19 protein-coding genes are annotated in these 22,262 nt (G+C 64.4%); 13 read left to right on the top strand and 6 right to left on the bottom strand.

Annotation, left to right across the window (positions count from 1 at the left end; genetic code table 11):
* Positions 1-1,227, top strand: coding sequence for a metal-dependent hydrolase family protein (locus LWF01_RS13055; protein ID WP_349637806.1), 1,227 nt, complete (start codon positions 1-3; stop codon positions 1,225-1,227).
* A gap of 5 nt (positions 1,228-1,232) precedes the next feature.
* Here the strand turns inward: LWF01_RS13055 and LWF01_RS13050 are convergent, their stop codons facing one another.
* Both LWF01_RS13050 and LWF01_RS13045 read right to left on the bottom strand, forming a co-directional pair.
* Positions 1,233-1,439, bottom strand: coding sequence for a hypothetical protein (locus tag LWF01_RS13050; RefSeq protein ID WP_349637805.1), 207 nt, complete (start codon positions 1,437-1,439; stop codon positions 1,233-1,235).
* Positions 1,440-1,530: 91 nt separating this feature from the next.
* Entirely contained in the window at positions 1,531-2,127 is a 597-nt protein-coding gene (locus tag LWF01_RS13045) for an SACE_7040 family transcriptional regulator (RefSeq protein ID WP_349637804.1), read from the bottom strand.
* Between the two features lie 168 nt (positions 2,128-2,295).
* Here LWF01_RS13045 and LWF01_RS13040 point away from each other — a divergent pair, with 168 nt between their 5' ends.
* Genes LWF01_RS13040 through msrA form a run of 7 tightly spaced genes read left to right on the top strand, consistent with a single transcriptional unit; the run spans position 2,296 to position 9,861 of the window.
* Complete coding sequence (locus LWF01_RS13040; protein WP_349637803.1) at positions 2,296-3,927, top strand: carboxyl transferase domain-containing protein; 1,632 nt, start codon at positions 2,296-2,298, stop codon at positions 3,925-3,927.
* 31 nt (positions 3,928-3,958) lie between these two features.
* Positions 3,959-6,073: an acetyl/propionyl/methylcrotonyl-CoA carboxylase subunit alpha gene (locus LWF01_RS13035; protein WP_349637802.1), complete on the top strand. Its 2,115-nt coding sequence runs from the start codon at positions 3,959-3,961 to the stop codon at positions 6,071-6,073.
* The gene (locus tag LWF01_RS13030; protein WP_349637801.1) at positions 6,070-7,260 is read left to right on the top strand and encodes an acyl-CoA dehydrogenase family protein; all 1,191 of its coding nucleotides are present in this window, start codon (positions 6,070-6,072) and stop codon (positions 7,258-7,260) included. Before LWF01_RS13035 ends, LWF01_RS13030 begins: the two co-directional genes overlap by 4 nt.
* 3 nt (positions 7,261-7,263) lie before the next feature.
* Positions 7,264-7,734 carry a MaoC family dehydratase gene (locus LWF01_RS13025; protein ID WP_349637800.1) on the top strand — a complete coding sequence of 157 codons (471 nt, stop codon included), beginning with the start codon at positions 7,264-7,266 and terminating at the stop codon, positions 7,732-7,734.
* Positions 7,735-7,787: 53 nt separating this feature from the next.
* Positions 7,788-8,606, top strand: a complete 819-nt coding sequence (locus tag LWF01_RS13020; protein ID WP_349637799.1) for an HpcH/HpaI aldolase/citrate lyase family protein — start codon at positions 7,788-7,790, stop codon at positions 8,604-8,606.
* On the top strand, positions 8,603-9,280 hold the full coding sequence (locus tag LWF01_RS13015; RefSeq protein WP_349637798.1) for a peptide deformylase: 678 nt from the start codon (positions 8,603-8,605) through the stop codon (positions 9,278-9,280). The genes LWF01_RS13020 and LWF01_RS13015 overlap by 4 nt, the downstream gene beginning before the upstream one ends.
* Positions 9,281-9,339: 59 nt before the next feature.
* Positions 9,340-9,861, top strand: a complete 522-nt coding sequence (gene msrA / locus LWF01_RS13010) for a peptide-methionine (S)-S-oxide reductase MsrA (protein WP_349637797.1) — start codon at positions 9,340-9,342, stop codon at positions 9,859-9,861.
* Positions 9,862-9,874: 13 nt separating this feature from the next.
* Here msrA and LWF01_RS13005 read toward each other — a convergent pair whose 3' ends face one another.
* A complete protein-coding gene (locus LWF01_RS13005; protein WP_349637796.1) occupies positions 9,875-10,894 on the bottom strand; it encodes a Gfo/Idh/MocA family protein in 1,020 nt (339 codons plus the stop codon).
* Between the two features lie 70 nt (positions 10,895-10,964).
* Between LWF01_RS13005 and LWF01_RS13000 the strand changes: the two genes are divergently transcribed.
* Both LWF01_RS13000 and LWF01_RS12995 read left to right on the top strand, forming a co-directional pair.
* Entirely contained in the window at positions 10,965-12,536 is a 1,572-nt protein-coding gene (locus LWF01_RS13000; protein WP_349637795.1) for a molybdopterin-dependent oxidoreductase, read from the top strand.
* Positions 12,537-12,559: 23 nt separating this feature from the next.
* A complete protein-coding gene (locus tag LWF01_RS12995; RefSeq protein WP_349637794.1) occupies positions 12,560-13,129 on the top strand; it encodes a nitroreductase family protein in 570 nt (189 codons plus the stop codon).
* 3 nt (positions 13,130-13,132) lie between these two features.
* Here the strand turns inward: LWF01_RS12995 and LWF01_RS12990 are convergent, their stop codons facing one another.
* Together LWF01_RS12990 and LWF01_RS12985 are read right to left on the bottom strand one after the other, a co-directional pair.
* Positions 13,133-14,701, bottom strand: coding sequence for an amidase (locus LWF01_RS12990; protein ID WP_349637793.1), 1,569 nt, complete (start codon positions 14,699-14,701; stop codon positions 13,133-13,135).
* Positions 14,702-14,720: 19 nt separating this feature from the next.
* Complete coding sequence (locus LWF01_RS12985) at positions 14,721-15,665, bottom strand: nucleoside hydrolase (protein ID WP_349637792.1); 945 nt, start codon at positions 15,663-15,665, stop codon at positions 14,721-14,723.
* Positions 15,666-15,789: 124 nt separating this feature from the next.
* Here LWF01_RS12985 and LWF01_RS12980 point away from each other — a divergent pair, with 124 nt between their 5' ends.
* The 3 genes from LWF01_RS12980 (at position 15,790) to LWF01_RS12970 (ending at position 21,247) form a co-directional block, all read left to right on the top strand.
* A complete protein-coding gene (locus tag LWF01_RS12980) occupies positions 15,790-19,569 on the top strand; it encodes an efflux RND transporter permease subunit (protein ID WP_349637791.1) in 3,780 nt (1,259 codons plus the stop codon).
* Positions 19,535-20,434, top strand: a complete 900-nt coding sequence (locus LWF01_RS12975; protein WP_432761958.1) for a CPBP family intramembrane glutamic endopeptidase — start codon at positions 19,535-19,537, stop codon at positions 20,432-20,434. Before LWF01_RS12980 ends, LWF01_RS12975 begins: the two co-directional genes overlap by 35 nt.
* Before the next feature lie 258 nt (positions 20,435-20,692).
* Positions 20,693-21,247 carry a GNAT family N-acetyltransferase gene (locus tag LWF01_RS12970; protein WP_349637790.1) on the top strand — a complete coding sequence of 185 codons (555 nt, stop codon included), beginning with the start codon at positions 20,693-20,695 and terminating at the stop codon, positions 21,245-21,247.
* Positions 21,248-21,327: 80 nt separating this feature from the next.
* Here the strand turns inward: LWF01_RS12970 and LWF01_RS12965 are convergent, their stop codons facing one another.
* On the bottom strand, positions 21,328-21,966 hold the full coding sequence (locus tag LWF01_RS12965) for a VOC family protein (protein WP_349637789.1): 639 nt from the start codon (positions 21,964-21,966) through the stop codon (positions 21,328-21,330).
* Positions 21,967-22,262 lie beyond the last annotated feature (296 nt).

The following is a 22,262-nucleotide window of genomic DNA, read 5'->3' as shown; positions in this document are numbered from 1 at the left end:
ATGACCGGTCGTACGATCTTCAAGGACGCACACGTTTTCGACGGCACGAGCTTTCGCTCCGAACCGCACCACGTAGTGCTGGAAGATGGCATGATTTCGCGACTGGCTCCGATCGGGACCCTGGGCGACCTGCTGCCGGGTGACACAGTTGTCGAGTGTCAGGGCAAGACAGTGATGCCGGGCCTGATCGACTGCCACGTTCACGTGATGGTCGATACCTACAACCCGATGGCAATGGTGACCAAGCCGTTTTCACTGCCGTTCTACGAATCGGTTGGCCATCTGCGCCGGACTCTGGAAGCCGGCGTGACCACGGCGCGGGACGCTGGCGGCGCCGACCTCGGTGTGCGGGAGGCGATTGAATCCGGCCTGATCGCCGGGCCCCGGCTGAAGCTGGCTGTCGCCATCATGTCGCAGACCGGAGGGCACGCCGACGGCTGGGTTCCTTCCGGAACCGACATGTCGATCTTCGGCGAGCACCCGGGTCGTCCGTCCGGCGTCGCGGACGGACTGGACGAGGTGCGCCGGACAACCCGCAGGCTGCTCCGGGCAGGAGCCGACCAGATCAAGATCTGCTCGACCGGCGGCGTCATGTCGCCGTCCGATGACCCGAGACATTCGCAGTTCAGCCCGGACGAGATCCGCGTCATCGTCGAAGAGGCCGAGAATCAAGGCAAGTACGTCATGGCCCACGCCCAGGGAACGCAGGGGATCAGGAACGCGCTGAACGCCGGGGTGCGGAGTATCGAGCACGGCATTTACCTCGATGACGAGACGATCGAGCTGATGCTGGAGAAGGACGCGTTTCTGGTTCCCACGCTGGTGGCTCCGCTGTCGGTTGTGCGCAATGCGGAGGCGGGTCACAACATCCCGCCGCTGATGGTGCAGAAGGCGATCAACGTGATTGACGACCACAAGGCCGCCGTCGCCAAGGCGATCGGGGCTGGAGTCAAGATCGCGATGGGCACTGATTCCGGGGTCGGACCACACGGACACAACACCGAGGAATTGCATCTCATGGCCGAGGCTGGCTTAAGCCTGGAAGGTGCGCTTGCCGCCGGCACATCGGTTGCCGGGGAGCTCACCCGAGAGCCTGTCGGCCGGTTGGCAGCAGGACAGCGCGGGGATGTGCTGGTCCTCGACCGTGAACTCAATCGGACCGGCCAGCTCGCCTCGCTGCAGGAGAACATCTCGGCGGTCTACCAGGGTGGCGTGCGGGTGGTGTGACAACGTCAGCCGTGAGCTCGCCGAAACAGGCCGCGCGACCCCGGCTGCTGATTCCGCAGTGCGTCTTCCCTGCGGTCGGATTGGATGTTCCAGATCGGCAGCAGCACGGCGCCGCCGATTATGAATGCCAGGGTGAATAGAGCGAATGCGTAGAGGCCGGCCGTGCCGACGATGACGCCGAGCCCGGTTGCGATGTCGGTGAAAGTTTCCATGCCTCCAGACTGACGCGACGCCAGGTTTCCGGCATCGGTTCAGGACATGAGATTGCCTCGGCTGGGGTGCGACTCCGGGATGACGATCGGCTCAGTCCGCAGGCGGTGCCAGCAGTGCGGCACGCGCCATCGAGCGCAGCAGCTGACGCGATTGCGAGTGTCTGTTCCGTGGCACGCTGTGCGGCGTCGAGTTGATCAGGCCGAGTGCCGCGTGTGCCTTGGTGCGGGCGGCAGAAACCTCGAGATCTGCGGACAACCTGGTCTGCACGGAGACCCACACCTCGACGTACTCCCGCTGCAAGCGCCGAACCTGGTGTTTTGCCGTCTGTGGCAACGAGGTGAAATCGCGGTCCTGGATCCGGATGAGTTCCGGGTCGTTCAAAGCGAAGTCGACATGGAAGTCGATCAGGTTCTCCAACGCCTCCTGGTCCGAGCTGCTGTCCGCGACGACCTTCCGGCCGCCTTCCAACAGGCGGATACTTATGCCGACAAGCAATTCGGTCAGCACGTTCTCTTTGTTTGCGAAGTGCCGGTAGACGGCGGGTCCCGAGATGCCCGCGGCGGCACCGAGATCCTCCAGGCGCACCGAGCGGAAGCCCTGATCGGCGAAAAGCCTTGCCGCCGAGCGGAGCAATAAGGCCCGGCGCTCGGCCTTTTGCTGGCTGCGGGGCCTGGTTTCGTTAATCATTCGACACTCGAGCCCTCTATAGACAGATTGAGTGAACTCAGATTAACCTGAACTCAGTTATTTTGCATTAACTGAGAACGGGGATCGGTCCCACCGCGACGAGGCGGGGCGCCGGGCAGTAACGCACAACGTGACGAACTTGATCGATGACTGAAGCGTGGGGGCAGGATGCGAAAGATAGGCACGCCGGTCGACCAGGGCAGCGAAAGCTACCGGAACAATTCCGCCGCGTTCGCCACGCTGCTGGACGAACTCGATTCCAGGCTAGCTAAAACAGCGCTCGGCGGTTCGGAACTGGCACGGGCGCGGCACACCTCGCGCGGGAAACTGCTGCCAAGGGAACGCGTCAACGCGCTCCTAGACCCGGGCAGCCCGTTCCTTGAGCTTTCGCCGCTGGCCGCCAACGGGATGTACGGCGATGCCTCGCCAGGCGCCGGCATCATCACCGGCATCGGCCGGGTCTCCGGCCGCGAGTGCATGATCGTGGCTAACGACGCCACGGTCAAGGGTGGAACCTACTATCCGATCACGGTGAAAAAACACCTCAGGGCGCAGGAAATCGCTGGCGAGAACCGGCTGCCCTGCCTGTACCTGGTGGACTCCGGCGGGGCGAACCTGCCGAACCAGGACGAGGTCTTCCCGGACCGGGACCATTTCGGCCGGATCTTCTTCAACCAGGCGACCCTGAGTGCACGAGGTATCCCGCAGCTCGCGGCGGTACTCGGTTCCTGCACGGCAGGGGGAGCATATGTCCCGGCGATGAGCGACGAGAACATTATCGTCGCGAACCAGGGCACGATCTTCCTCGGCGGCCCGCCGCTGGTGAAGGCGGCGACCGGCGAGGTTGTCAGCGCCGAGGACCTCGGGGGCGGAGCGCTGCATTCCAGGACCTCAGGAGTGACCGATCACCTCGCCGACGACGACTCGCACGCGTTATCGATAATGCGCGACATCGTCACGACGCTAGCTGCGCCGGAAGATACTCCGTGGGCGACCGCTCCCGGTGAGGAGCCCGATTTCGACGTAGCCGAACTGCGTGGCGTCGTTCCGCCGGATTCGCGGACCCCGTACGACGTTCACGAGGTGATCGCCCGCCTGGTCGACGGCAGCGCGTTCCACGAGTTCAAAGCCGAGTACGGCAAGACGCTGGTAACCGGCTTCGCCCGGATCCATGGACACCCGGTCGGCATCGTCGCCAACAATGGCGTGCTGTTCGGCGAATCCGCGCTCAAGGGCGCGCACTTCATCGAGCTGTGCGACCAGCGCAAAACGCCACTGCTTTTCCTGCAGAACATCTCCGGCTTCATGGTCGGCCGGGACTACGAGGCGGCTGGCATCGCAAAACACGGCGCGAAGATGGTCACCGCGGTCGCATGCGCCCGGGTACCGAAGCTGACCGTGGTGATCGGAGGATCCTACGGCGCGGGAAACTACTCGATGTGCGGCCGGGCCTATGGCCCGAGGTTCCTCTGGATGTGGCCGAACGCGCGCATCTCGGTGATGGGCGGCGAGCAGGCAGCCTCGGTGCTGTCAACCGTGCGGCGCGGCCAGCTCGAGAACCAGGCAGCCGCCGACGGCCGGGATCCGGAAGCGGCCTGGAGTCAGGCGGAAGAAGAAGAGTTCAAGACGCCTATTCGTGAGCAGTACGAAGCGCAGGGCAATCCGTACTACTCGACCGCGCGGTTATGGGATGACGGCATCATCGACCCTGCCGACACCCGGCACGTTGTCGGACTCGCCCTGGGAGTCTGTGCCAACGCGCCGATCGAGCCGGTCTCCTACGGCGTTTTCAGGATGTGACCGGGCGATGATTACTCCGGAGGAAGCGAAAATGACGAGAGTTCCGTCTTCGACCCTGTTCAACACGGTGCTCGTTGCCAACCGGGGCGAGATAGCCGTGCGGGTCATGCGTACCTGCCGGCGGCTCGGCAGCCGCACAGTCGCGGTGTACAGCGACGCGGATGCCGGATCCCGGCACGTACGCGAGGCCGATATCGCCGTCCACATCGGGCGTGCTTCCGCGCAGCAGAGTTACCTCAACATCGACCGGGTCATCGCCGCGGCCAAGGCCACAGGCGCTCAGGCGATCCATCCTGGCTATGGTTTCCTGTCCGAGAACACAGACTTCGCCCGCGCCTGTGAGTCAGCAGGCATCGTATTCCTCGGCCCTAGCGCGGCTGCAATCGAGGTGATGGGCGACAAGATCGCGGCGAAGGCAACCGTGGCCGGCTACGGCGTCCCACTGGTTCCGGGGGTCTCCCGGCCGAACCTCAGCGATGCCGAACTCATCGAGGGCGCCGCCGATATCGGTTTCCCGGTCCTGGTCAAGCCTTCGGCAGGCGGCGGCGGCAAGGGCATGCGCGAGGTCGAGAGGGCAGAAGACCTGCCGGCGGCCCTGGCGAGCGCCCGACGCGAGTCGGCATCCTCATTCGGCGATGACACGCTCTTTCTCGAGCGGCTGATCCGGAACCCGCGGCATATCGAGGTTCAAATCCTGGCCGACAGCCACGGCAACGTCGTGCATCTGGGCGAGCGGGAATGCAGTCTGCAGCGTCGGCACCAGAAAGTGATCGAGGAGGCGCCTTCGCCGTTACTCGACGAGGCAGCCCGGCAACGAATTGGCGAGGCTGCCTGCAATACCGCCCGCAGCGTCGGGTACACGGGGGCCGGAACGGTGGAATTCATCGTGTCCGCCGACCAACCTGACGAGTTCTTCTTCATGGAGATGAACACCCGGCTCCAGGTCGAGCACCCGGTCACCGAGGAGGTGACCGGACTGGATCTGGTCGAACAGCAACTTCTGATCGGCGCCGGCGCCGAGCTGACATTCGGCCAGGCCGACGTTCGGATGACCGGGCACGCGATCGAGGCTCGGATCTATGCCGAGGATCCGGCGCGGGACTTCCTGCCGACCGGCGGCATCGCGATCGATATCGCCGAGCCGGAAAACGCTCGGGTCGACTCCGGGCTGCTGGCCGGCCAGCGGATCGGCACCGACTACGACCCGATGCTTGCCAAGGTGATCACCCACGGTGCGAGTCGCGCCGAGGCCCTGCAGCGGCTGGATGCGGCGCTGGGTCACCTGTCCGTGCCGGGAGTCGTGACCAACATCGACTTCCTGAGGTTCCTGATCAATGACCCGCAGGTGCAGGCCGGCGAGCTCGACACCGGCCTGATCGACCGGCGGATGCCGGACTACGTCCCGGCCAGTGCGCCCGCCGAGGTCTGGGCGGTCGCGGCCCTCTATCGCCAGCTTGCCCTGGTCGCCGAGGCCAGGAGCCGCCCGGGGAACTCCCTCTGGGACCACCCCTCCGGCTGGCGGGTCGGAGAGCACGCCCCGGTGCGCTGCGAGTTCGCGGTAGGTGACGATTCCCGCCGCGCGACGCTCTGGCCGGATGACCCCGCGCGCGACATCGCCGGGGTTCACGACGACGGCATCATCACCGCCCGGGGCCGGATTGAGGTAGCGACCGGCGCCCACGGCGATGACGTGCCGGATGGATTCTTCGCGTCGGCAAGCATGAGCGGGCAGAAGCTCGACGCGGTACTCGACGGTGCCAGGCAGCATTTCCAGGTCTGGCCTGACGGAGACGACCTCTGGATAAGCACGGGGCAGGGGACCTTCGCGCTGAAGGCGCCGCGTAGGGCAGCATCCGGAGAAGGAGCCGGCACAGCAGGCGACGACGTGCTCTCGCCGATGCCGGGCACCATCATCGATATTCCGGTCGGCAACGGCGAGCAGGTCGTGGCCGGACAGCCGATTGTTATCGTCGAGGCGATGAAGATGGAGCATGTGCTCACCGCCCCTGCCGACGGCGTGGTGACCCTCCGGGTACGCGCAGGACAGCAGGTCGCCCTCGACGAAGTACTGGCGAGTGTGGAGACGCCTGCCATGGACAGTATTCCCAACGATATTCCCAGCGATCAGAAAGCAGCGACATCATGAGCACAATAGCGTTCACGGCAGGCGAGCTGCCGGACGAGTACGAAGACCTGCGCCGCACGGTGGCCGACTTCACCGATAACGTCGTCGCACCGGTCAGCGAAAGCCACGACACCGCCAAGACATTCCCGTACGAGATAGTCAGCGGAATGGCCGACATGGGGCTGTTCGGCCTGCCATTCCCGGAAGAATACGACGGGATGGGCGGTGACTACTTCGCGCTGTGTCTCGCCATCGAGGAACTTGCCAGGGTCAACCAGAGCGTCGCCATAACGCTTGAGGCCGGCGTCTCGCTAGGGGCAATGCCGGTCTACCGCTTCGGCACGGAGGAGCAGAAGCAGGAATGGCTGCCCATGCTGGCCAGCGGCAAGGCGCTTGCCGCCTTCGGGCTGACCGAGCCAGGCGCGGGCAGCGATGCCGGCGGCACCCGCACCACGGCACGACTTGAAGAGGGTGACGCAGGCAGTGAGTGGGCGATCAACGGCTCCAAGGCGTTCATCACCAACTCCGGCACCGACATCACCCGGCTCGTCACAGTTACCGCCGTGACCGGTCAGCGCGAGGGCAGGGACGGCACCGCGAAACCGGAAATCTCCACCATCCTGGTGCCGACAAGTACTCCAGGCTTCACCGCGGAACCGGCCTACAACAAGGTCGGCTGGCATTCCAGCGACACTCATCCGCTCAGCTTCGACAATGTCCGGGTGCCAGAGGCAAACCTGCTCGGTGAACGGGGGCGGGGCTACGCCAACTTCCTGCGGATCCTGGACGAGGGCCGGATTGCGGTTGGTGCGCTCGCCGTCGGTGCTGCCCAGGGATGCGTCGATGAGAGCGTCAGGTACGCCAAGGAACGCGAAGCCTTCGGTGCGCCGATCGGCAGCAACCAGGCGATCGCGTTCAAGATCGCCCGGATGGAAGCCCGCACGATGACGGCGCGGGCCGCGTACTACACCGCCGCGGCCAAAATGCTGGCAGGTAAGCCGTTCAAGAAGGACGCCGCCATCGCCAAGCTCGTCGCCGGCGAGGCAGCGATGGACAACGCCCGGGATGCAACGCAGATCCACGGCGGCTATGGATTCATGAACGAGTACCTCGTCGCCCGCCAGTACCGCGATTCGAAAATCCTCGAGGTCGGCGAGGGCACGACCGAGGTTCAGCTGATGCTGATCGCACGAGAGCTGGGGCTGTAGGGCATGACGCGCCGCGAAATCGTCCAGCAGGGCCTGTGGTTCGAAGAGTTCGACCTCGACGCCGTCTACCTGCACCGGCCCGGCCGCACCATTACCGAAGCCGATAACACCTGGTTCACCGCCGTCACGATGAACACCCAGGCGCTACACCTTGACGCGGCATTCGCCGAGACCGAACCATTCGGCCAGCGGCTGGTCAACTCGATGTTCACCCTCTCAACCCTGGTCGGGCTCTCCGTTGCCCAGCTGACCCAGGGCACGATAGTGGCGAACCTCGGCTTCAGCGATGTGTCGTTTCCCAAGCCGGTCTTCCATGGCGACACCCTGTACGCGGAGACAGTGGTGCTCGACAAGCGGTTGTCGAAGTCGCGGCCAGGCGAGGGCGTCGTCACCCTCAAACACACCGGCAGGAACCAGCACGGCGACGTAGTTGCCCTGGCCACCCGTTCCACCATGGTCCGCTGCAAGCCATAGGCTAGGACGCGTATCGACAGGCCAACGACTACTGCATACGAGGAACGCCCACCATGAGCGACGCAACCAATCTCGCCGGACTGCCGGGCTGGCTGTTCTGTCCCGCCGACCGGCCGGACCGGTACCAGAAGGCGGCAGACGCTGCCGATGTCGTCATTCTCGACCTGGAAGACGCCGTCAGGCCGGCCGACAAGGACGACGCCCGGAAAGCTCTCCTCGATGTCCGGCTCGATCCGAAGTCGACCGTGGTGCGGGTGAACCCCGGCGGCACGACGGACCAGCGCAGAGATCTCGAAGCGATCTCGCACACCGACTACACGCAGCTGATGCTGGCCAAGGCCGAGTCACCCGCGCAGGTGCTCGAGCTTGACGGTTTCCAGGTAGTCGCCCTGGTGGAGACGCCACTTGGAGTGATCAAGGCCTCGGACATCGCCCAGGCGGACAACGTGGTCGGAATGATGTGGGGAGCCGAGGACCTCATCGCCAGCATCGGTGGCGGCTCAAGCCGTAAGTTCAATGGCAGCTATCGGGATGTCGCCAGGCACGCGCGCGCGTCGGTTTTGCTGGCCGCGTCGGCCTACGGCCGGTTCGCTCTCGATGCCGTGCACCTGGATATCAAGGATGTCGAGGGACTCACCGATGAGGCACGGGACGCCGCGGCTAGCGGATTCTCGGGCACGGTCTGCATTCATCCGACCCAGGTCGACGTGGTTCGGACTGCGTTCCGGCCGACCGAGTCGCAGATCGGCTGGGCGCAGCGCGTTCTTGCCGCGGCGCAGGGGGAGCGTGGAGTCTTCAGCTTCGAGGGGAAGATGGTCGACTCGCCGGTGCTGCGGCACGCCGAGCAGCTGTGCGCCCGCGCCGGCCTGTGACGGCCGACGGCGCGGCCAGGGATGCGGCACTGCGCAATCTGGTCGAGCGTGCACTGGGTTGGGCCGACGAGCACGACGGAATTATGCCGATCGTCGCCGCCGGTGATCCGGTGCTGCGCACACCCGCAGACACTTTCGATGGGCAGCTGGAAGACGCACTGCTCTGTCGGCTGATCGATTCGATGCGCGCGACCATGAAAGCAGCGCCGGGGGTCGGGCTCGCCGCGCCCCAGGTAGGCATTCCGCTGCGGTTGGCGGTTCTTGAAGACTCGGCGCCTGTGGATCCCGATGTTGCACTGGCCCGTGAGCGGACACCGCTGCCGTTCCGCGTCATCGTGAATCCGAGCTATACAGCTATTGGGGCCCGCGAAGCGTCCTTCTACGAAGGCTGCCTCAGCGTTCCCGGCTACCAGGCCGTCGTCAATCGCAGCGCGGCGATCAGGTTGCAAGGCTTCGACGAACGAGGCGAAGTGCTTGATGAGGAAGTGACCGGCTGGCCGGCGCGTATTGTCGCGCATGAAACCGATCACCTGGACGGAATCTTGTACCTCGATCGGGCTGAGACGCGCTCGCTGGCGACGCATCAGGCGGTGGCCGGGCTTTGGGACCAGCCCTCGCCCGAACATGCCGCCGGGGCATTGGGATTCCGGCTCGGATCCGGCCGCCGCGGCTAGTCTCTGCCAGTCAACCCCCTGCCTGGAATTAAATCGCGGTGCAATACGTAGGAGTGACTATGAAGACTTATGTGCTTGGCGGTGGCTGTTTCTGGTGCCTCGATGCGGTGTACCAAAAGACGAAGGGCGTTTCCTCGGTCGTTTCCGGCTATACCGGCGGTCACGATCCACGGCCCAACTACGAATCGGTGTGCTCCGGAACGACGGGACATGCCGAAGCCGTCGCGGTGACTTTCGATGAGAACATCGTGCCGAGTGACGTCATCCTCGGCATGTTCTTCGTCTCGCACGACCCGACCACGCTTAACCGACAGGGCTACGACGTGGGCACCCAGTACCGCTCGGCGATGTTCTACAGCTCCGAGGATCAGCGTGAGACATTTCAGGCCGCAATTGAAAAAGCCCAGCAGCACTGGGCCGATCCCATCGTCACCGAAGTCGTTCCACTCGGAACGTACTTCCAGGCCGAGGAAATCCACCAGGACTTCTATGCGAAGTATCCCTACCAGGGCTACTGCCAGGTGATCATCAATCCAAAGCTGTCCAAGGCCCGCAAAGAGTACGGCGACTGGCTGGTGTAAGGCACCGACGCCGCTAGAGGCCGAGCTCGGCCTTGATCTCGGCCAGCTGCACCGGACGACCCTGATGCGCCGAACGATCCAGCGCCTCAACAATGAACGCTGCCTCCACCGCATCGGCTATCGATGCCCGGTTCGGCCCGCCGTTGATCAGGTCGACGAATGCCTCGAGTTCGGCGGCAAAAGCCGGAACGAAGCGACCGTAGAAGTCGCTGGCGGGATGGGGTCCGGTCAGCGTGCTTGATTCCTCGGCGGCGACGACGGCCGTGTTCTGGCCGAACCCTGCCGAGATGGTCTTCTTCACGCCGGCCGCCTCGAAGCGGGCATCGTAGCCTGCCTCGTTGTACCGTCCGTGGCTGAAGGTGGCGTGCAGGCCGCCGGTCAGGCGCAGGGTCGAAACGGCCGAATCGAAGTCACCTGCTTCCTCGATATACCCGTGGGCGCCGTTGCTGCCGATGGCGAAGACCTCGATCACCTCTTCGCCGGTGGCCCAGCGCAGCACGTCCGCGTCGTGGGTTGCGCAGTCCCGGAAAATGCCACCGGACGTCGGGATGAAGGCGGCATCCGGCGGGAAAGGGTCCCAGTTCACCGATCGGATGGTGTGGATCCGGCCGAGCTCTCCCGATTGGATGGCGTCCCGAACCCGCACGAAGCCTTCGTCGAAGCGGCGCTGGAAGCCCATCTGCACAACGCCGTTCTTCGCCCGAACGTCGGCCTCGACGGCTACCGCGGCCGCAAGGTCGAGTGAAATGGGCTTCTCGCTGAACACCGGCAGGCCGGCGTCGACGCCGAAGCGGATCATATCCGGGTGCGTCGCGGTCGCCGTTGCCACCACTATTCCGCCGAGCCCGGCGGTCGCCAGGTCGGCGACGTCCGTTACCGATCCGACGCCAAGCTGCGCCGCGACTTCGGCCGCGCGGCCGGAATCCCGATCCGCCAGAACGACCTCCACGCCGGGAAACCCAGCCAGAGCCTTCGCGTGCGAGGTGCCGATTCGTCCGACCCCAATGACGCCAATCCGGATGTTCTCAGCCAATTCAGCTCTCCTCGTACGGTGATTCGCAACGGCGATATGGCAACGCGATGCCCGAGACTACGCTATACATGTGACGAAGGAACTGCAGGAGCGCCCCGAGCTCGCCGTCGGTGAGCCGGAAAGCCGGACGACTAAGTCCGGCAGGCGACGGGCACTGGCCGGCCTGGTGTCAGGGATTCTTGCCCTTGGGATCGGTGACCTGATAGCGATCTGGACCGGTCAGAGCAGCTCACCGTATCTTGCCGTTGGGTCCGCCGTGGTCGACGCCATGCCGACCGGCCTGAAGGAATTCGCGATTACCACCTTCGGTAGTTTCGACAAACTTGCGCTCTTCGTTGTGATGGCGGTCGTGATCGCTGCCCTGCTCGCGGTTGCCGGGATGGTTGAATCCCGGCGCAGGCCGTATGGAACCGTGATGTTCTACCTGTTCGGAGCGATCGGAATGGCCGCGGCCTGGACCAGGGCCGATGCCGGTGTGCTCTCGCCGTTGCCGACGCTGCTCGGCATCGTAGCCGGCGTGCTTGCGCTTCGGACGCTGACAACCAAAGAACGCGGCGAGGCTGTGAAGAGCTCACTGCTGGCCCGGCGCAGTTTCGTCCAACTGCTTGGCATCGGTGCGGCCGCAGGCGGAATCGCCTTCGCCGCCGGACGGGCGTTTGCCACCACGGCCCGCAAGGCGGTCAGCAGCCGGGAGTCAGTCACCCTGCCGGAGCCGGTCGAGCGGGAGCGTCTGCAGACCGGCACCCAGGTGGATGTGCTCGAGCCGTTCCAAACGCCCAACAATGACTTCTACCGGATCGATACCGCGCTACAGGTCCCGCAGTTATCGGCCGACGAGTGGTCGCTTCGGGTGCACGGCATGGTGGATACCGAGATCACGATGTCTTTTGCCGAACTGCTGAAGCTGCCGATGATCGAACGGATGATGACGCTTTCGTGCGTCTCGAACCCGGTCGGCGGGAATCTGGTCGGCAACGCGCTATGGCTCGGCTATCCGATCCGCGAGCTGCTGAGCAAGGCCGGCGTGCACTATGACGCCGATATGGTGCTCTCGAAGAGCTCAGATGGTTTTACCGCCGGCACACCACTCGATACCTTGACCGACAGCGACCGCGATGCGATTCTCGCTGTAGGCATGAACGGCGAGCCGCTGCCGATGGAACATGGCTTCCCGGTCCGGATGGTGGTTCCCGGTCTCTACGGATTCGTTTCGGCGACCAAGTGGCTCGTTGACCTGGAAGTAACCCGGTTCGACCGAAAGGTCGCCTACTGGACAACGCGGGGCTGGTCGGCGCGCGGTCCGGTGAAGCTGTCCTCGCGAATCGAGGTGCCCCGCTCCGGAGGCAACCCGGTGCAGCCGGGGCCCGTGGTGGTGGCAGGCACAGCCTGGTCCCCGCACGTCGGGATCGAACGGGTCGAGCTCAAGCTCGACTCCGGTCCGTGGCAGCCGACCGAGTTGGCGGCAGCGCCGAGCACCGACACCTGGCGGCAATGGCGGTTCGACTGGGACGCCAAACCTGGCAGCCACCGGCTCACTGTTCGGGCCATCGACACCGAAGGAGTCGTTCAGACGTCCAGCCGCGCAGCACCGGCACCGGACGGCGCCACCGGCCTGCACAGCCGCACGGTGACAGTGGGCTGAGCGCGCAGCCCTACTATTGGTGAGTGACGAATCAGGATTTTCTTGCCACGATGGCCGCTCGGCGATCGATATCGACCGTTGACGACGCTGCCCCCTCCGATGCCGACCTGTTGACGATCCTGCGATCCGTCACACCGGTGGCCGACCACAAGGGACTTAAGCCGTGGCGCCTGGTCACCCTTCGCGGGGACGACCGGATCCGGCTGGGAAGAGCGTTCGACAAGGCAGACGGCAAGGATTCCGCTGCGGATCGTTTCAATCGGAAGCCCTTGCGCGCGCCGCTGCTGATTGCCGTTATCGCCAGTCCCAAAGATCATGGTTCGGTGCCGCGCTGGGAACAGGAAGCGGTCGCATCCGGAGCGGCGCATCTGCTCTCGCTCGCACTCTGGGCCGCGGGCTGGGGAGTCATGTGGCGCACCGGCTCGAATACCGAGGCCAAGCCGGTGCGCAAGCTGCACGGCGTTCGGAAAGGCGAACGACTAATGGGCTGGCTCTATGTGGGGGCCATCCCGGAAAAGTACCGGGCCAAGCTCGAGTCCGGCTCGCGTAAACGCCCGGATCCGAACGAATTCCTGCACCGGCTGCCTGAGTAGCGGCTATTCGCGGGCGCGTTCCAGCTGCGCAACCACACTAAGTAGCTCGGCCTCGGCCGATGGGCGGCCGATCAGCTGAATGCTCATTGGCACCGACCACTCCTCGCCAGGCGATGACCGGCGGACAGGGATCGGAGCGGTGATGGCAGGCAGGCCGGATACGTTCACGAATGACGACCAGGGGCAGTACCTGATCTGCCGGTCGTAATCCTCGTCGGCCAACGCCGCATCCGCCAACGCCGCATCCGCCAACGCCGCATCCGCCAACGCGGCGTCGGAGGAAGCATCATCGGCCGAGACGCCGGCGCCGATCCCCGGATCGGCAGCCCGGACTCCGGGCTCAGTCAGGCTGAACTGTGGCTGCCCGTACCAACCGACCGGCCGCGGCGGCAGGGCAAGCGCGGGAGTCAGCACCATGTCGAACTGGCTGAACTGCGACACGACTGAGCGTTCGAAGACTTGCAGGATGCTGTAGGCGTCGGCGAGATCGCTGGCCGATCGCTTCCGTGCGCGTCGCCGGAATTCCCTGGTCAGCGGCATCAGCTGCGACTCCTGCATCGAAGACAGGGCGAGCCTGGCCGCAGAGGTGGTCCACACCGTAGTGAACGCCTCGTCGTAGCGGGCATCGAAGGAAAAGTCGGCCTCCTCCACGTCATGACCCAGCGCAAGCAACTCCGCAATGCCCTGATCCAGGGCTGCCCGCGACTCGGCCGAGACCCGGATGTCGCGACCGGGCTCGAAGGGTGACCGGGTCGTGACGCCGATCCGGAATCGCCCCTCGGCCCGGCGAGTCGATGTAAGGAAGTCGCCCCCGGAAGCGGCACTCAGCGCATGGCCGGTCGGTGCACCGGGATGAATCGGCGACTGGCAGAGCGCATCGAGCAGCAGCGCGGCGTCCTCGGCTGAATTCGCCAACGGCCCGGCCACCACAAAACCGCCGAGATCGTCCTGCCCGGAACCCGAAGGAACCCGGCCGCGATTGGGTTTGAGCGCCACGATCCCGCACGCGGCGGCCGGTATCCGCAGCGAGCCGCCGCCATCTGTGCCGGGGGCAAACGGAAGCAGCCTGGCGGCAACAGCGGCCGCGCTGCCGCCGGAGGAGCCTCCGGAACCGCGCGCCAGGTCACCCGGGTTCCGCGATGGCGGAGCAATGAGGTTTTCGGAGTATGACGTCAGGCCGAACTCCGGCACTTGCGTTTTGCCGACCATCACGGCGCCAGCGGTCCGAAGGTCCGAAACTATCGGCGCATCGGCATCCGGAACGAAGTCGGCAAAGGCCCGGCTGCCGTAGGTCGTCCGAACGCCGGCCGTTTCGGTCAGATCCTTGAACGCAATCGGCACTCCGTGCAAAAGGGGCAGCTCGGCCGAACCTCGTTCGTAAGCAAATCGTGCGTCAAGTGACCTTGCCTCGGCGAGAGCAGCGTCCGCAGTCACGGTGACAAATGCGCCAAGCGCAGGATTGCCGACCGAGATCCGCTCGAGGAAGTGGGCGACGGTATCGACGCACGCGAGTTCGCCGGAGCGCATGGCGTGCGCAAGCGCCACCGCGCTCAGCTCATGTATCTCAGTCATAGGTCGAACCGGTTGACCGTCATTGCCCCACCCTGCCGGTCGCGGTGAAATGCGTTGCATAGCTGGCCACGACATAATCCCAAAATGCCGGCTTGTCGATTCCGGTTGGCACGTTGGCGTTGGGCAGTGGCGGATCGAAATCGACAACTGTCATCCCGTAGCTGAGTCTGCCGCTCGTCTCGACGTCGACGGCGGCAGGAACAGCGGTGAAGAACTCCGGATGCGAGATGTACGCCACCGCACACAGGTCGTGCACCGCGGGGCCCTGGCCGTCGGCCGACGCGGCGTCCTCGTAGAAGGTCAGTGCGGGCACAACCAGCTCCGTTCCCAGGTCGCCCATCGCGGCGAGCCGGGCGATCACGTCTGAGTTGGCCCGGGCCTGATGAGTGACATCCAGGCCGATCATGGTCACCTGCCAACCAGCGCCGAAGACAATCCGCGCGGCCTCCGGATCGGCGAATACGTTGAACTCGGCCGCAGGCGTGGCGTTACCGCGGGTGAAGGATCCGCCCATCATGACGAACGACGCCGCCCACTCGACGACGCGTGGTTCCAACCGGATGGCCAGCGCGATGTTTGTCAGCGGCCCGATAGCCACCACGTGCACCTCACCGGGAGCGTTGCGCAGGGTATCGATGATCAACTGGGCCGCGTGCCGCGGATCGACCGGCAGCGTCGAGGCTGGCAGCACGGCACCGCCGAGGCCGCCGACGCCGTGCACATGACTGGCATCCTCGACGTTGCGGATCAGCGGGGCGGCGGACCCAGCGGAAATCGGTACATCGGCGTTGAAGTACTCCCGGAGCCGAAGCGCGTTCTCTGTCGTCAGTTGCAGGCCCACATTTCCTCCGACGGTGGTTATCGCCCGCAGGTCGATCGCCGGGTCGCCGATGGCCAGGGCAATCGCCAGCGCGTCATCGATTCCGGGGTCGCAATCGAGCAGAACCTTCCTGATGTCACTCATGCGGCTCATTCTGTCATCGTGTCTGCCCCCAGCAGACGCCGCCATGTTCATCCTTTTGGGGGACCTCAGCAGCTAGGCGGACACGCGATACTTGGAGGGTTCCCAACACCGAAAAGGTACATCTGTGAGTTTTTTGACCCGCCTCAGCCTGGCCAACCGGGCGCTCGTCGGCCTCGTCACCCTCGTCATTGTCGGATTCGGCCTCTTTGCAACGACCTCGCTGAAGCAGGAGCTGTTCCCCTCGCTGCAGTTCCCCGGCGCGTCCGTTGTCAGTTCGTACCCGGGGGCCGCGCCCTCATCCATCCAGAATGACGTAACCGTTCCGCTGGAGGACGCGATCAAGGGCGTCAACGGGATAACCAAGGTCCAGTCGACCTCGAGCAGCGGGGTTTCGCAGATCTCGGTGCAATGGGACTTCGGCGAAGACAGTGACAAGATCGAAAGCGACCTTCGCCGTGCCGTCTCCTCGGTCCAGACCGATATGCCGCAGGACGTCGACCCGGAGGTAGTGGTCGGAAGTATCGACGACATCCCGGTGCTTCAGCTGGCCGTATCCTCCGAGGGCGACCAGGCAGAACTTGCACGCAAGATGACGACGATCGCGCTGCCCAAGCTTCGCGCGCTCGACGGCGTTCGGGATGCCTCGCTGTCCGGCGAACAGGTCAGGCAGGTGACCATCCGGCTGCGTGCCGATGACGTCGACAAGAAGAACGTCGATCCGGCCAGCATCAGCGAAGTGCTGAAGGCAAACGGAGTCGTTGTTCCCGCCGGTTCGATCACCGCAGACGCGAAAGACCTCAGCGTCGAGGTTGGCAACACGATGAATTCGGTGAAAGACCTCGAAGCGGTGTCGATCCCAGCCGAAGATGATCCGGTCAAGCTGAGCGATATCGCCGACGTCAGCGACGAACCCGTGGATGAGTCCTCGCTGTCCCGAGCCAATGGCGAGCCCTCGCTGAGCCTTTCAGTGGTGAAAGAGCAGGACGGCAACACAGTCGACGTCGCGAAGTCCGTGCGGGAGCTGCTGCCGGATCTCAAGGATGAAGTAGGCTCGGGCGTCGAAATCACCACTGTCTTCGACCAGGCCCCCTTCATCGAACAATCGATCCACGACCTCTCGGTAGAGGGCGGTCTTGGTCTGCTGTTCGCCGTTCTGGTCATTCTGTTGTTCCTGATGTCGCTCCGGTCGACAATCATTACCGCCATCTCCATCCCGCTGTCGCTGCTCATCGCGATGATCGGGTTGTGGACCGGCGGCTACACCCTCAACATCCTCACGCTCGGCGCGCTCACAGTCGCGGTCGGCCGGGTCGTCGACGATTCGATCGTCGTGATTGAGAACATCAAGCGGCACCAGGGCCTGGGTGAGAAGGGAGCGGCATCGATCATCTCCGCGGTCCGCGAGGTCTCGGGTGCGGTGACAGCATCCACCATCACAACCGTTGCGGTGTTCCTGCCGATCGCCTTCGTCTCGGGGCAGACCGGCGAGTTGTTCCGGCCGTTCGCGGTGACGGTTACGATCGCGCTGCTCGCCTCGCTCCTGGTATCGCTCACGGTCGTGCCCGTGCTGGCATCGTGGTTCATGGGACGGCCGTCGAAGCCGATGACTCCGGCGCGTGCGGAACGTAAGCGAAGGAACGACGAAGCATTCGCGGCACGCGAGTCCGCGCGGTTGGAACGAGTCAATGCCCGTGCCGAGGCGAAGCTGGCCAAGGTCAATGCCAAGCGCGAGCAGAAAGGCAAGGATCCGCTCGCGCCATCATCCCGGGCTGCCTTGGGCGTCGAGCATGCCGAACATTCCTCGCCGCAGGACGCGCTGCAACGCGGCTATCTACCCGTTCTGCGGGCCGCACTGCGACGCCCGATCGTGACACTGCTGATCGCGGTGGTGTTGTTTGTAATGACGGTTGGTCTCTCCGGCCAGCTGAAGACTGACTTCATCGGCGAAGCTGGGCAGAATACCCTGCAGATCACCCAGGAGATGCCGAAGGGCACCAGCCTGGAGGAAACCGACAAGGCCGCGAAGCAGGTCGAGTCGATTCTCGCCGAGGAAGACGATGTCGATTCGTACCTCACAACTGTCGGTGGTGGCAGCGCCGAAGAGGCATTTATGGGCGGTGGCGGCGGCTCCAACGAGGCGTCCGTCTCCGTGACGCTGAAGCCGGATGCCGACGGCGAGGCGGCCGCCACGCGGCTCCGTGACCAGGTCGGTCAACTGGAAGGTGCCGGCGAGATCGAGGTCGCCACCGCCGGGGGAGCGGGCGCGGGTAGCAGCGATGTGTCGATAGCGGTCGAAGGCCAGGATGACGATTCCCTGCGCGAAGGATCTGATGCCGTGGCGAAGATGCTTGGCGACATCGACGGCCTGAGTAACGTCACCAGCGATCTTGCCGAACGTCAGTCCTTGTTGAAGGTTTCCGTCGATAAGGACGAGGCCGCCAAGTACGGCTTCAGCGAGGCGCAGGTCGGGCAGGCGGTGTCAGAGGCGTTACGCGGTTCGAACATCGGCACGATCACAATCGACGACAAGGAACAGGACCTGATCCTCAAGACGGCGGAAGCGCCGAAATCGATGAAGGACATCGAGAACCTTGAGCTGCCGGTTACCCAGGTGCAGTCTGCCCAGGCACAAAAGGACGCGGCCGACGAGGTTGAAAAGAAGCAGGAGGCTATCGCCGAGCGTCAGCAGGCCAAGGCGGATGAGCAGGCCGAGGAACAGGCCGACGAGATCCGTAAGGGCAGGTCGGAGGCGCAGGAGCAGCTCGATGAGCTGCTGAGCCAGCTACAGGCTTTGCAGAATGGTGCCGGTCAGCCGGGCCAGCCGCAGCAATCGCCCGAAGGCCAGTCTCAGCAAGCACAAGCGCAGCAGATTGCCGAACTGAGGAAGGCGATCTCGCAGACTCGTGAGCAGATCGCCCAGGCTGACGAGCAACTTGCCGCCGCGGAGGAGGCCCAGCAGGACCAGCGCCGCCAACAGGAGGAGAGCGAGCAACTCGCCGACGAGCAGAAAGACGCTGCCAAGGCCGAGGCTGACCCGAAGCGGGTGAAGGACGTGGCTACTGTCGAAGAGACAAAGGCGCCTGCCACCATCACCCGCATCGATGGCGTCAGGTCCGTGACGGTGACAGCCACGCCAAACGGTGACGACCTCTCCGCCGTCAATGCCGCCATCATGAAGGGAATCGACTCCGTCGACCTCCCGGATGGTGTAAGCGCCAAGATCGGTGGCGTATCGGAGGAACAGAACGAGGCGTTCGTCCAGCTAGGCCTGGCGATGCTCGTGGCTATCGCAATCGTCTACATGGTCATGGTGGCGACGTTCCGCAGCCTGTTGCAGCCACTTATCCTGTTGGTCTCGATTCCATTCGCGGCGACAGGAGCCCTCGGCCTGCTGCTGGCGACCGGAACGCCGCTCGGCATCCCCGCGATGATCGGACTGTTGATGCTGATCGGCATCGTCGTGACGAACGCGATCGTGCTGATCGACCTGATCAACCAGTATCGCGAAAGGGGCACCAGCGTCGATGACGCGGTGCTGCACGGCGCGCGGCTCCGCCTGCGACCGATCGTGATGACAGCGCTCGCAACCATCTGTGCCCTGATTCCGATGTCGCTAGGCCTCACCGGTGGTGGCGTCTTCATCTCGAAGCCGCTCGCCATCGTGGTCATCGGCGGCCTGATCTCGTCGACGGTACTGACTCTCATCCTGGTTCCGGTGCTCTACACCCTGCTGGAACGCAGGCGGGAACGCCGGGCCGCGCGAAAGGCGGAGCAGGCCGAACAGCAGGTTGAGGAGCGGCACGACCCGTCCGACGAGGATGCTGCTAGATTCGGCGCAGACAGCACAAACGCGACGGCGGGGGACAGCGGTGCAGGACTCGGAAGGCACTCGGGCGACGCCTGATCCCGATGCCGCTGGTTCGCGCCTTCCGTCCGGTGCGGCGGGACCCGGCAGCCCGTCCGGTGCGGCGGGACCCGCGGAACCGGACGACTCCCTAACTCCGGAGGGCCGCCTAGTTCCGAAGGGTCGCCGCCGGTACCAGTGGGAAGTCCTGCTGGTGCTGGGGGTGTCCCTCGGGCAGTCAGCCGTGTACGCGGTGGTTTCCTTGCTCAACAAGCTCACCACCGGTCCGCTAGCGGAGCAGGAAGCGCGGATCAACGTCTCGCAGTCGGAGCGGCAGTACTTCGACCTGACCTACCAGCTATTGGGTATCGGCTTCGCGCTGGTGCCGGTGTTGTTGGCCCTGTACTTCCTCAGTGCGTCCGGCCGGGGAGCATTGCGTCGGATGGGTCTCGACCTGTCCCGTCCCTGGCGCGATCTCGGAGTCGGCATCGGACTGCTGGCCCTGATCGGCCTGCCTACCCTGGGCATGTACGCTGCGGGCAGTGCGCTCGGTCTCACCGCCAAGGTGGTGCCGAACGCGCTCAACACCTACTGGTGGACGGTGCCAGTTCTCATTCTTGCCGCGATCAAGAACGGCCTGCTTGAGGAAATCCTTATGGTCGGCTATCTCATGGACCGACTTCCCCGTTTTGGCTGGCCGATGGTGACGGTTGTGCTCAGCACGGCTCTGCTGCGCGGTTCCTATCACCTGTACCAGGGGATAGGGCCGTTCATCGGCAACGTACTGCTGGGCATCCTGTTCTCGTTGTTCTACCTGAAGTACCGCCGGGTAATGCCCTTGGTGATCGCACATAGCCTGATCGATATCGTCGGCTTTCTTGCCCCGGCGGTCCTGACAATCCTGCCCGGCCTCTTCGCCCGCTGAGTTCTGGGACGCTGGCGGGGCTCGCACCTCGCCCTGACCGGGCCAGCCCTTTCGTCTCCGGGGTCCCCGCCGGCCCGGGGACAAATGCAGGGGCTAAGCCGGTTAGCGGGCCTGGATTGGCTCGCCTGGTGAGATTTTGCGGGTCACTGCCGAGTTAGCCCCTGCAAATGTCGGCCCCGCCATCCGAGTTAGACCCCGGTACCTGAGGCCGCCGGACGCCGAAGTGCCGGACGTTGGAGGGGCCAGTGCACTGAGCGAATGCCGCTGTACGGTGGTTCGGTGAAGGAACTGAAGACTAATCGCCTTGTGCTCCGCAGCTTCACGACGGAGGATGCGGAATTCATCTTCGACATGTATTCCCGTTGGGACGTGCAGCGCTTCATTGGCCGGGCGCCTCGCGTGATGGCGGATGCCTCCGAGGCCCGCGTGCTGGCCGACCGATATGCGGCGTTCGAGCACCCCGTGCTCGGCATCTGGGCCATCGCCGATAAGACTGATGGAACGCTATTCGGGACGTTGCTCCTCAAGCCCTTGCCAGCATCGGGGTCGGAAACTCCTTTAGCTCCCTCCGACGACATCGAGATTGGCTGGCATCTGCATCCGGACGCCTGGGGTCACGGTTACGCCAGCGAAGCCGCACAGGGCGTTCTCGCTCATGCCTTCTCAATGGGACTTGGTCGAGTACTAGCGGTGACGAACAAGGACAACTTCGCGTCACAGGCCGTTGCTGGGCGGATCGGGATGAGCTATGCCGGACGGACTCGCGACTACTACAACTGTGAGTGTGAGCTGTTCAGCATAGAGCCGAAGTAGCATCCGGCCACCGCAAACCGAAGCCGCAGGCCGCCGGACGCCGAAGCCCTGCCAACCAGTCAGCCGCGCATGTCGCTGGCTTAGATGGTGACGTTTCCGGCCGGAGTCGCGAACGTCACCGACATCAGGCCGGGCGTTCCGCGTGGGGCTGACCAATCGACGTTGATCTCTTCCAGCGGCTTGTCCACTGGCTCGCCGAGCCAGTCGGTGACGCGGAGCGGGTCGCCCGCGATCTGCAGACCGGCGATACGGACGTCCGTGGTGGCAGATGCGCTCGGATGCTTGTCGTCTGCGGAGATCCAGGAGATGAAGAACGGCAGTTGAGGATCGGCCAGCAGACCCTTGACGCCGATCTGCTTCCACTTCAGTTCCTCGCAGCCGGGCGGGGTCCGATTGCCCGGGACGGCAGCGCGGCCGAGGCGCTCTTCGACGGCGCTTAGGTCGTTGACAGACACCACCCAGCCCATCCAGCCACCGCCTGCTTCCGAACGGGTGCGTACCGCCTGGCCGAACGGCGTCTTCTGCGCCGCAGGATGCTCAAGTGCTTCGACTACCTCGACGTAGTTGCCGCCGCTCAGCGGAAGGATCAGGTTTCGGGTTCCGAACCTCGGGTGCACACCTCCGTCAAGTGGCTCCACCGAAAGGGCCTCGCTGAGACGCTGAGCCGTGGCGACGTAGCCATCCGACTCGCTGGCATAGGACACATGGTCAAGGCGCATACCAAGAGAGTGACATACGTCGCACCCCGAGCGCTTGTTAGGGCTACCTACATTGCCTCGCGGCCCGCTGTCGGCCTGAGGCCGCTGGCCCCTTGATCGTTCCCACTCGGTCGAAAGATCGGCTGTAACCGCTGTAACGAATGTGACTAATGAGGTCAATGTTTCTGATGTGCTCTCTGGTTCCAATGGACAGAATTGTTGCCAAAGCGACACAAGTTCACGTAGGGTCGACCGTGGCGAAGTCAAGCCGACACGCCGCAGCTAGTACGAAATTAATTACAAGCTTGTAATTTAGA

This window comes from Saxibacter everestensis (assembly GCF_025787225.1).
Classification (GTDB): domain Bacteria; phylum Actinomycetota; class Actinomycetes; order Actinomycetales; family Brevibacteriaceae; genus Saxibacter; species Saxibacter everestensis.
Note: the sequence above shows the minus strand (reverse complement) of the source record. Positions and strands in the feature narration are given on the sequence as shown.

What these genes read in the sequence shown, in the direction of transcription:
- LWF01_RS13035 (WP_349637802.1), top strand. Translation starts at nt 3,959, where the DNA reads ATGACGAGAGTTCCGTCTTCGACCCTGTTCAACACGGTGCTCGTTGCC.
- LWF01_RS13045 (WP_349637804.1), bottom strand. Translation starts at nt 2,127, where the DNA reads ATGATTAACGAAACCAGGCCCCGCAGCCAGCAAAAGGCCGAGCGCCGG.
- LWF01_RS13040 (WP_349637803.1), top strand. Translation starts at nt 2,296, where the DNA reads ATGCGAAAGATAGGCACGCCGGTCGACCAGGGCAGCGAAAGCTACCGG.
- LWF01_RS13050 (WP_349637805.1), bottom strand. Translation starts at nt 1,439, where the DNA reads ATGGAAACTTTCACCGACATCGCAACCGGGCTCGGCGTCATCGTCGGC.
- LWF01_RS13020 (WP_349637799.1), top strand. Translation starts at nt 7,788, where the DNA reads ATGAGCGACGCAACCAATCTCGCCGGACTGCCGGGCTGGCTGTTCTGT.
- LWF01_RS12990 (WP_349637793.1), bottom strand. Translation starts at nt 14,701, where the DNA reads ATGACTGAGATACATGAGCTGAGCGCGGTGGCGCTTGCGCACGCCATG.
- LWF01_RS13055 (WP_349637806.1), top strand. Translation starts at nt 1, where the DNA reads ATGACCGGTCGTACGATCTTCAAGGACGCACACGTTTTCGACGGCACG.
- LWF01_RS13025 (WP_349637800.1), top strand. Translation starts at nt 7,264, where the DNA reads ATGACGCGCCGCGAAATCGTCCAGCAGGGCCTGTGGTTCGAAGAGTTC.
- LWF01_RS12985 (WP_349637792.1), bottom strand. Translation starts at nt 15,665, where the DNA reads ATGAGTGACATCAGGAAGGTTCTGCTCGATTGCGACCCCGGAATCGAT.
- LWF01_RS13030 (WP_349637801.1), top strand. Translation starts at nt 6,070, where the DNA reads ATGAGCACAATAGCGTTCACGGCAGGCGAGCTGCCGGACGAGTACGAA.
- LWF01_RS12965 (WP_349637789.1), bottom strand. Translation starts at nt 21,966, where the DNA reads ATGCGCCTTGACCATGTGTCCTATGCCAGCGAGTCGGATGGCTACGTC.
- msrA (WP_349637797.1), top strand. Translation starts at nt 9,340, where the DNA reads ATGAAGACTTATGTGCTTGGCGGTGGCTGTTTCTGGTGCCTCGATGCG.
- LWF01_RS12970 (WP_349637790.1), top strand. Translation starts at nt 20,693, where the DNA reads ATGCCGCTGTACGGTGGTTCGGTGAAGGAACTGAAGACTAATCGCCTT.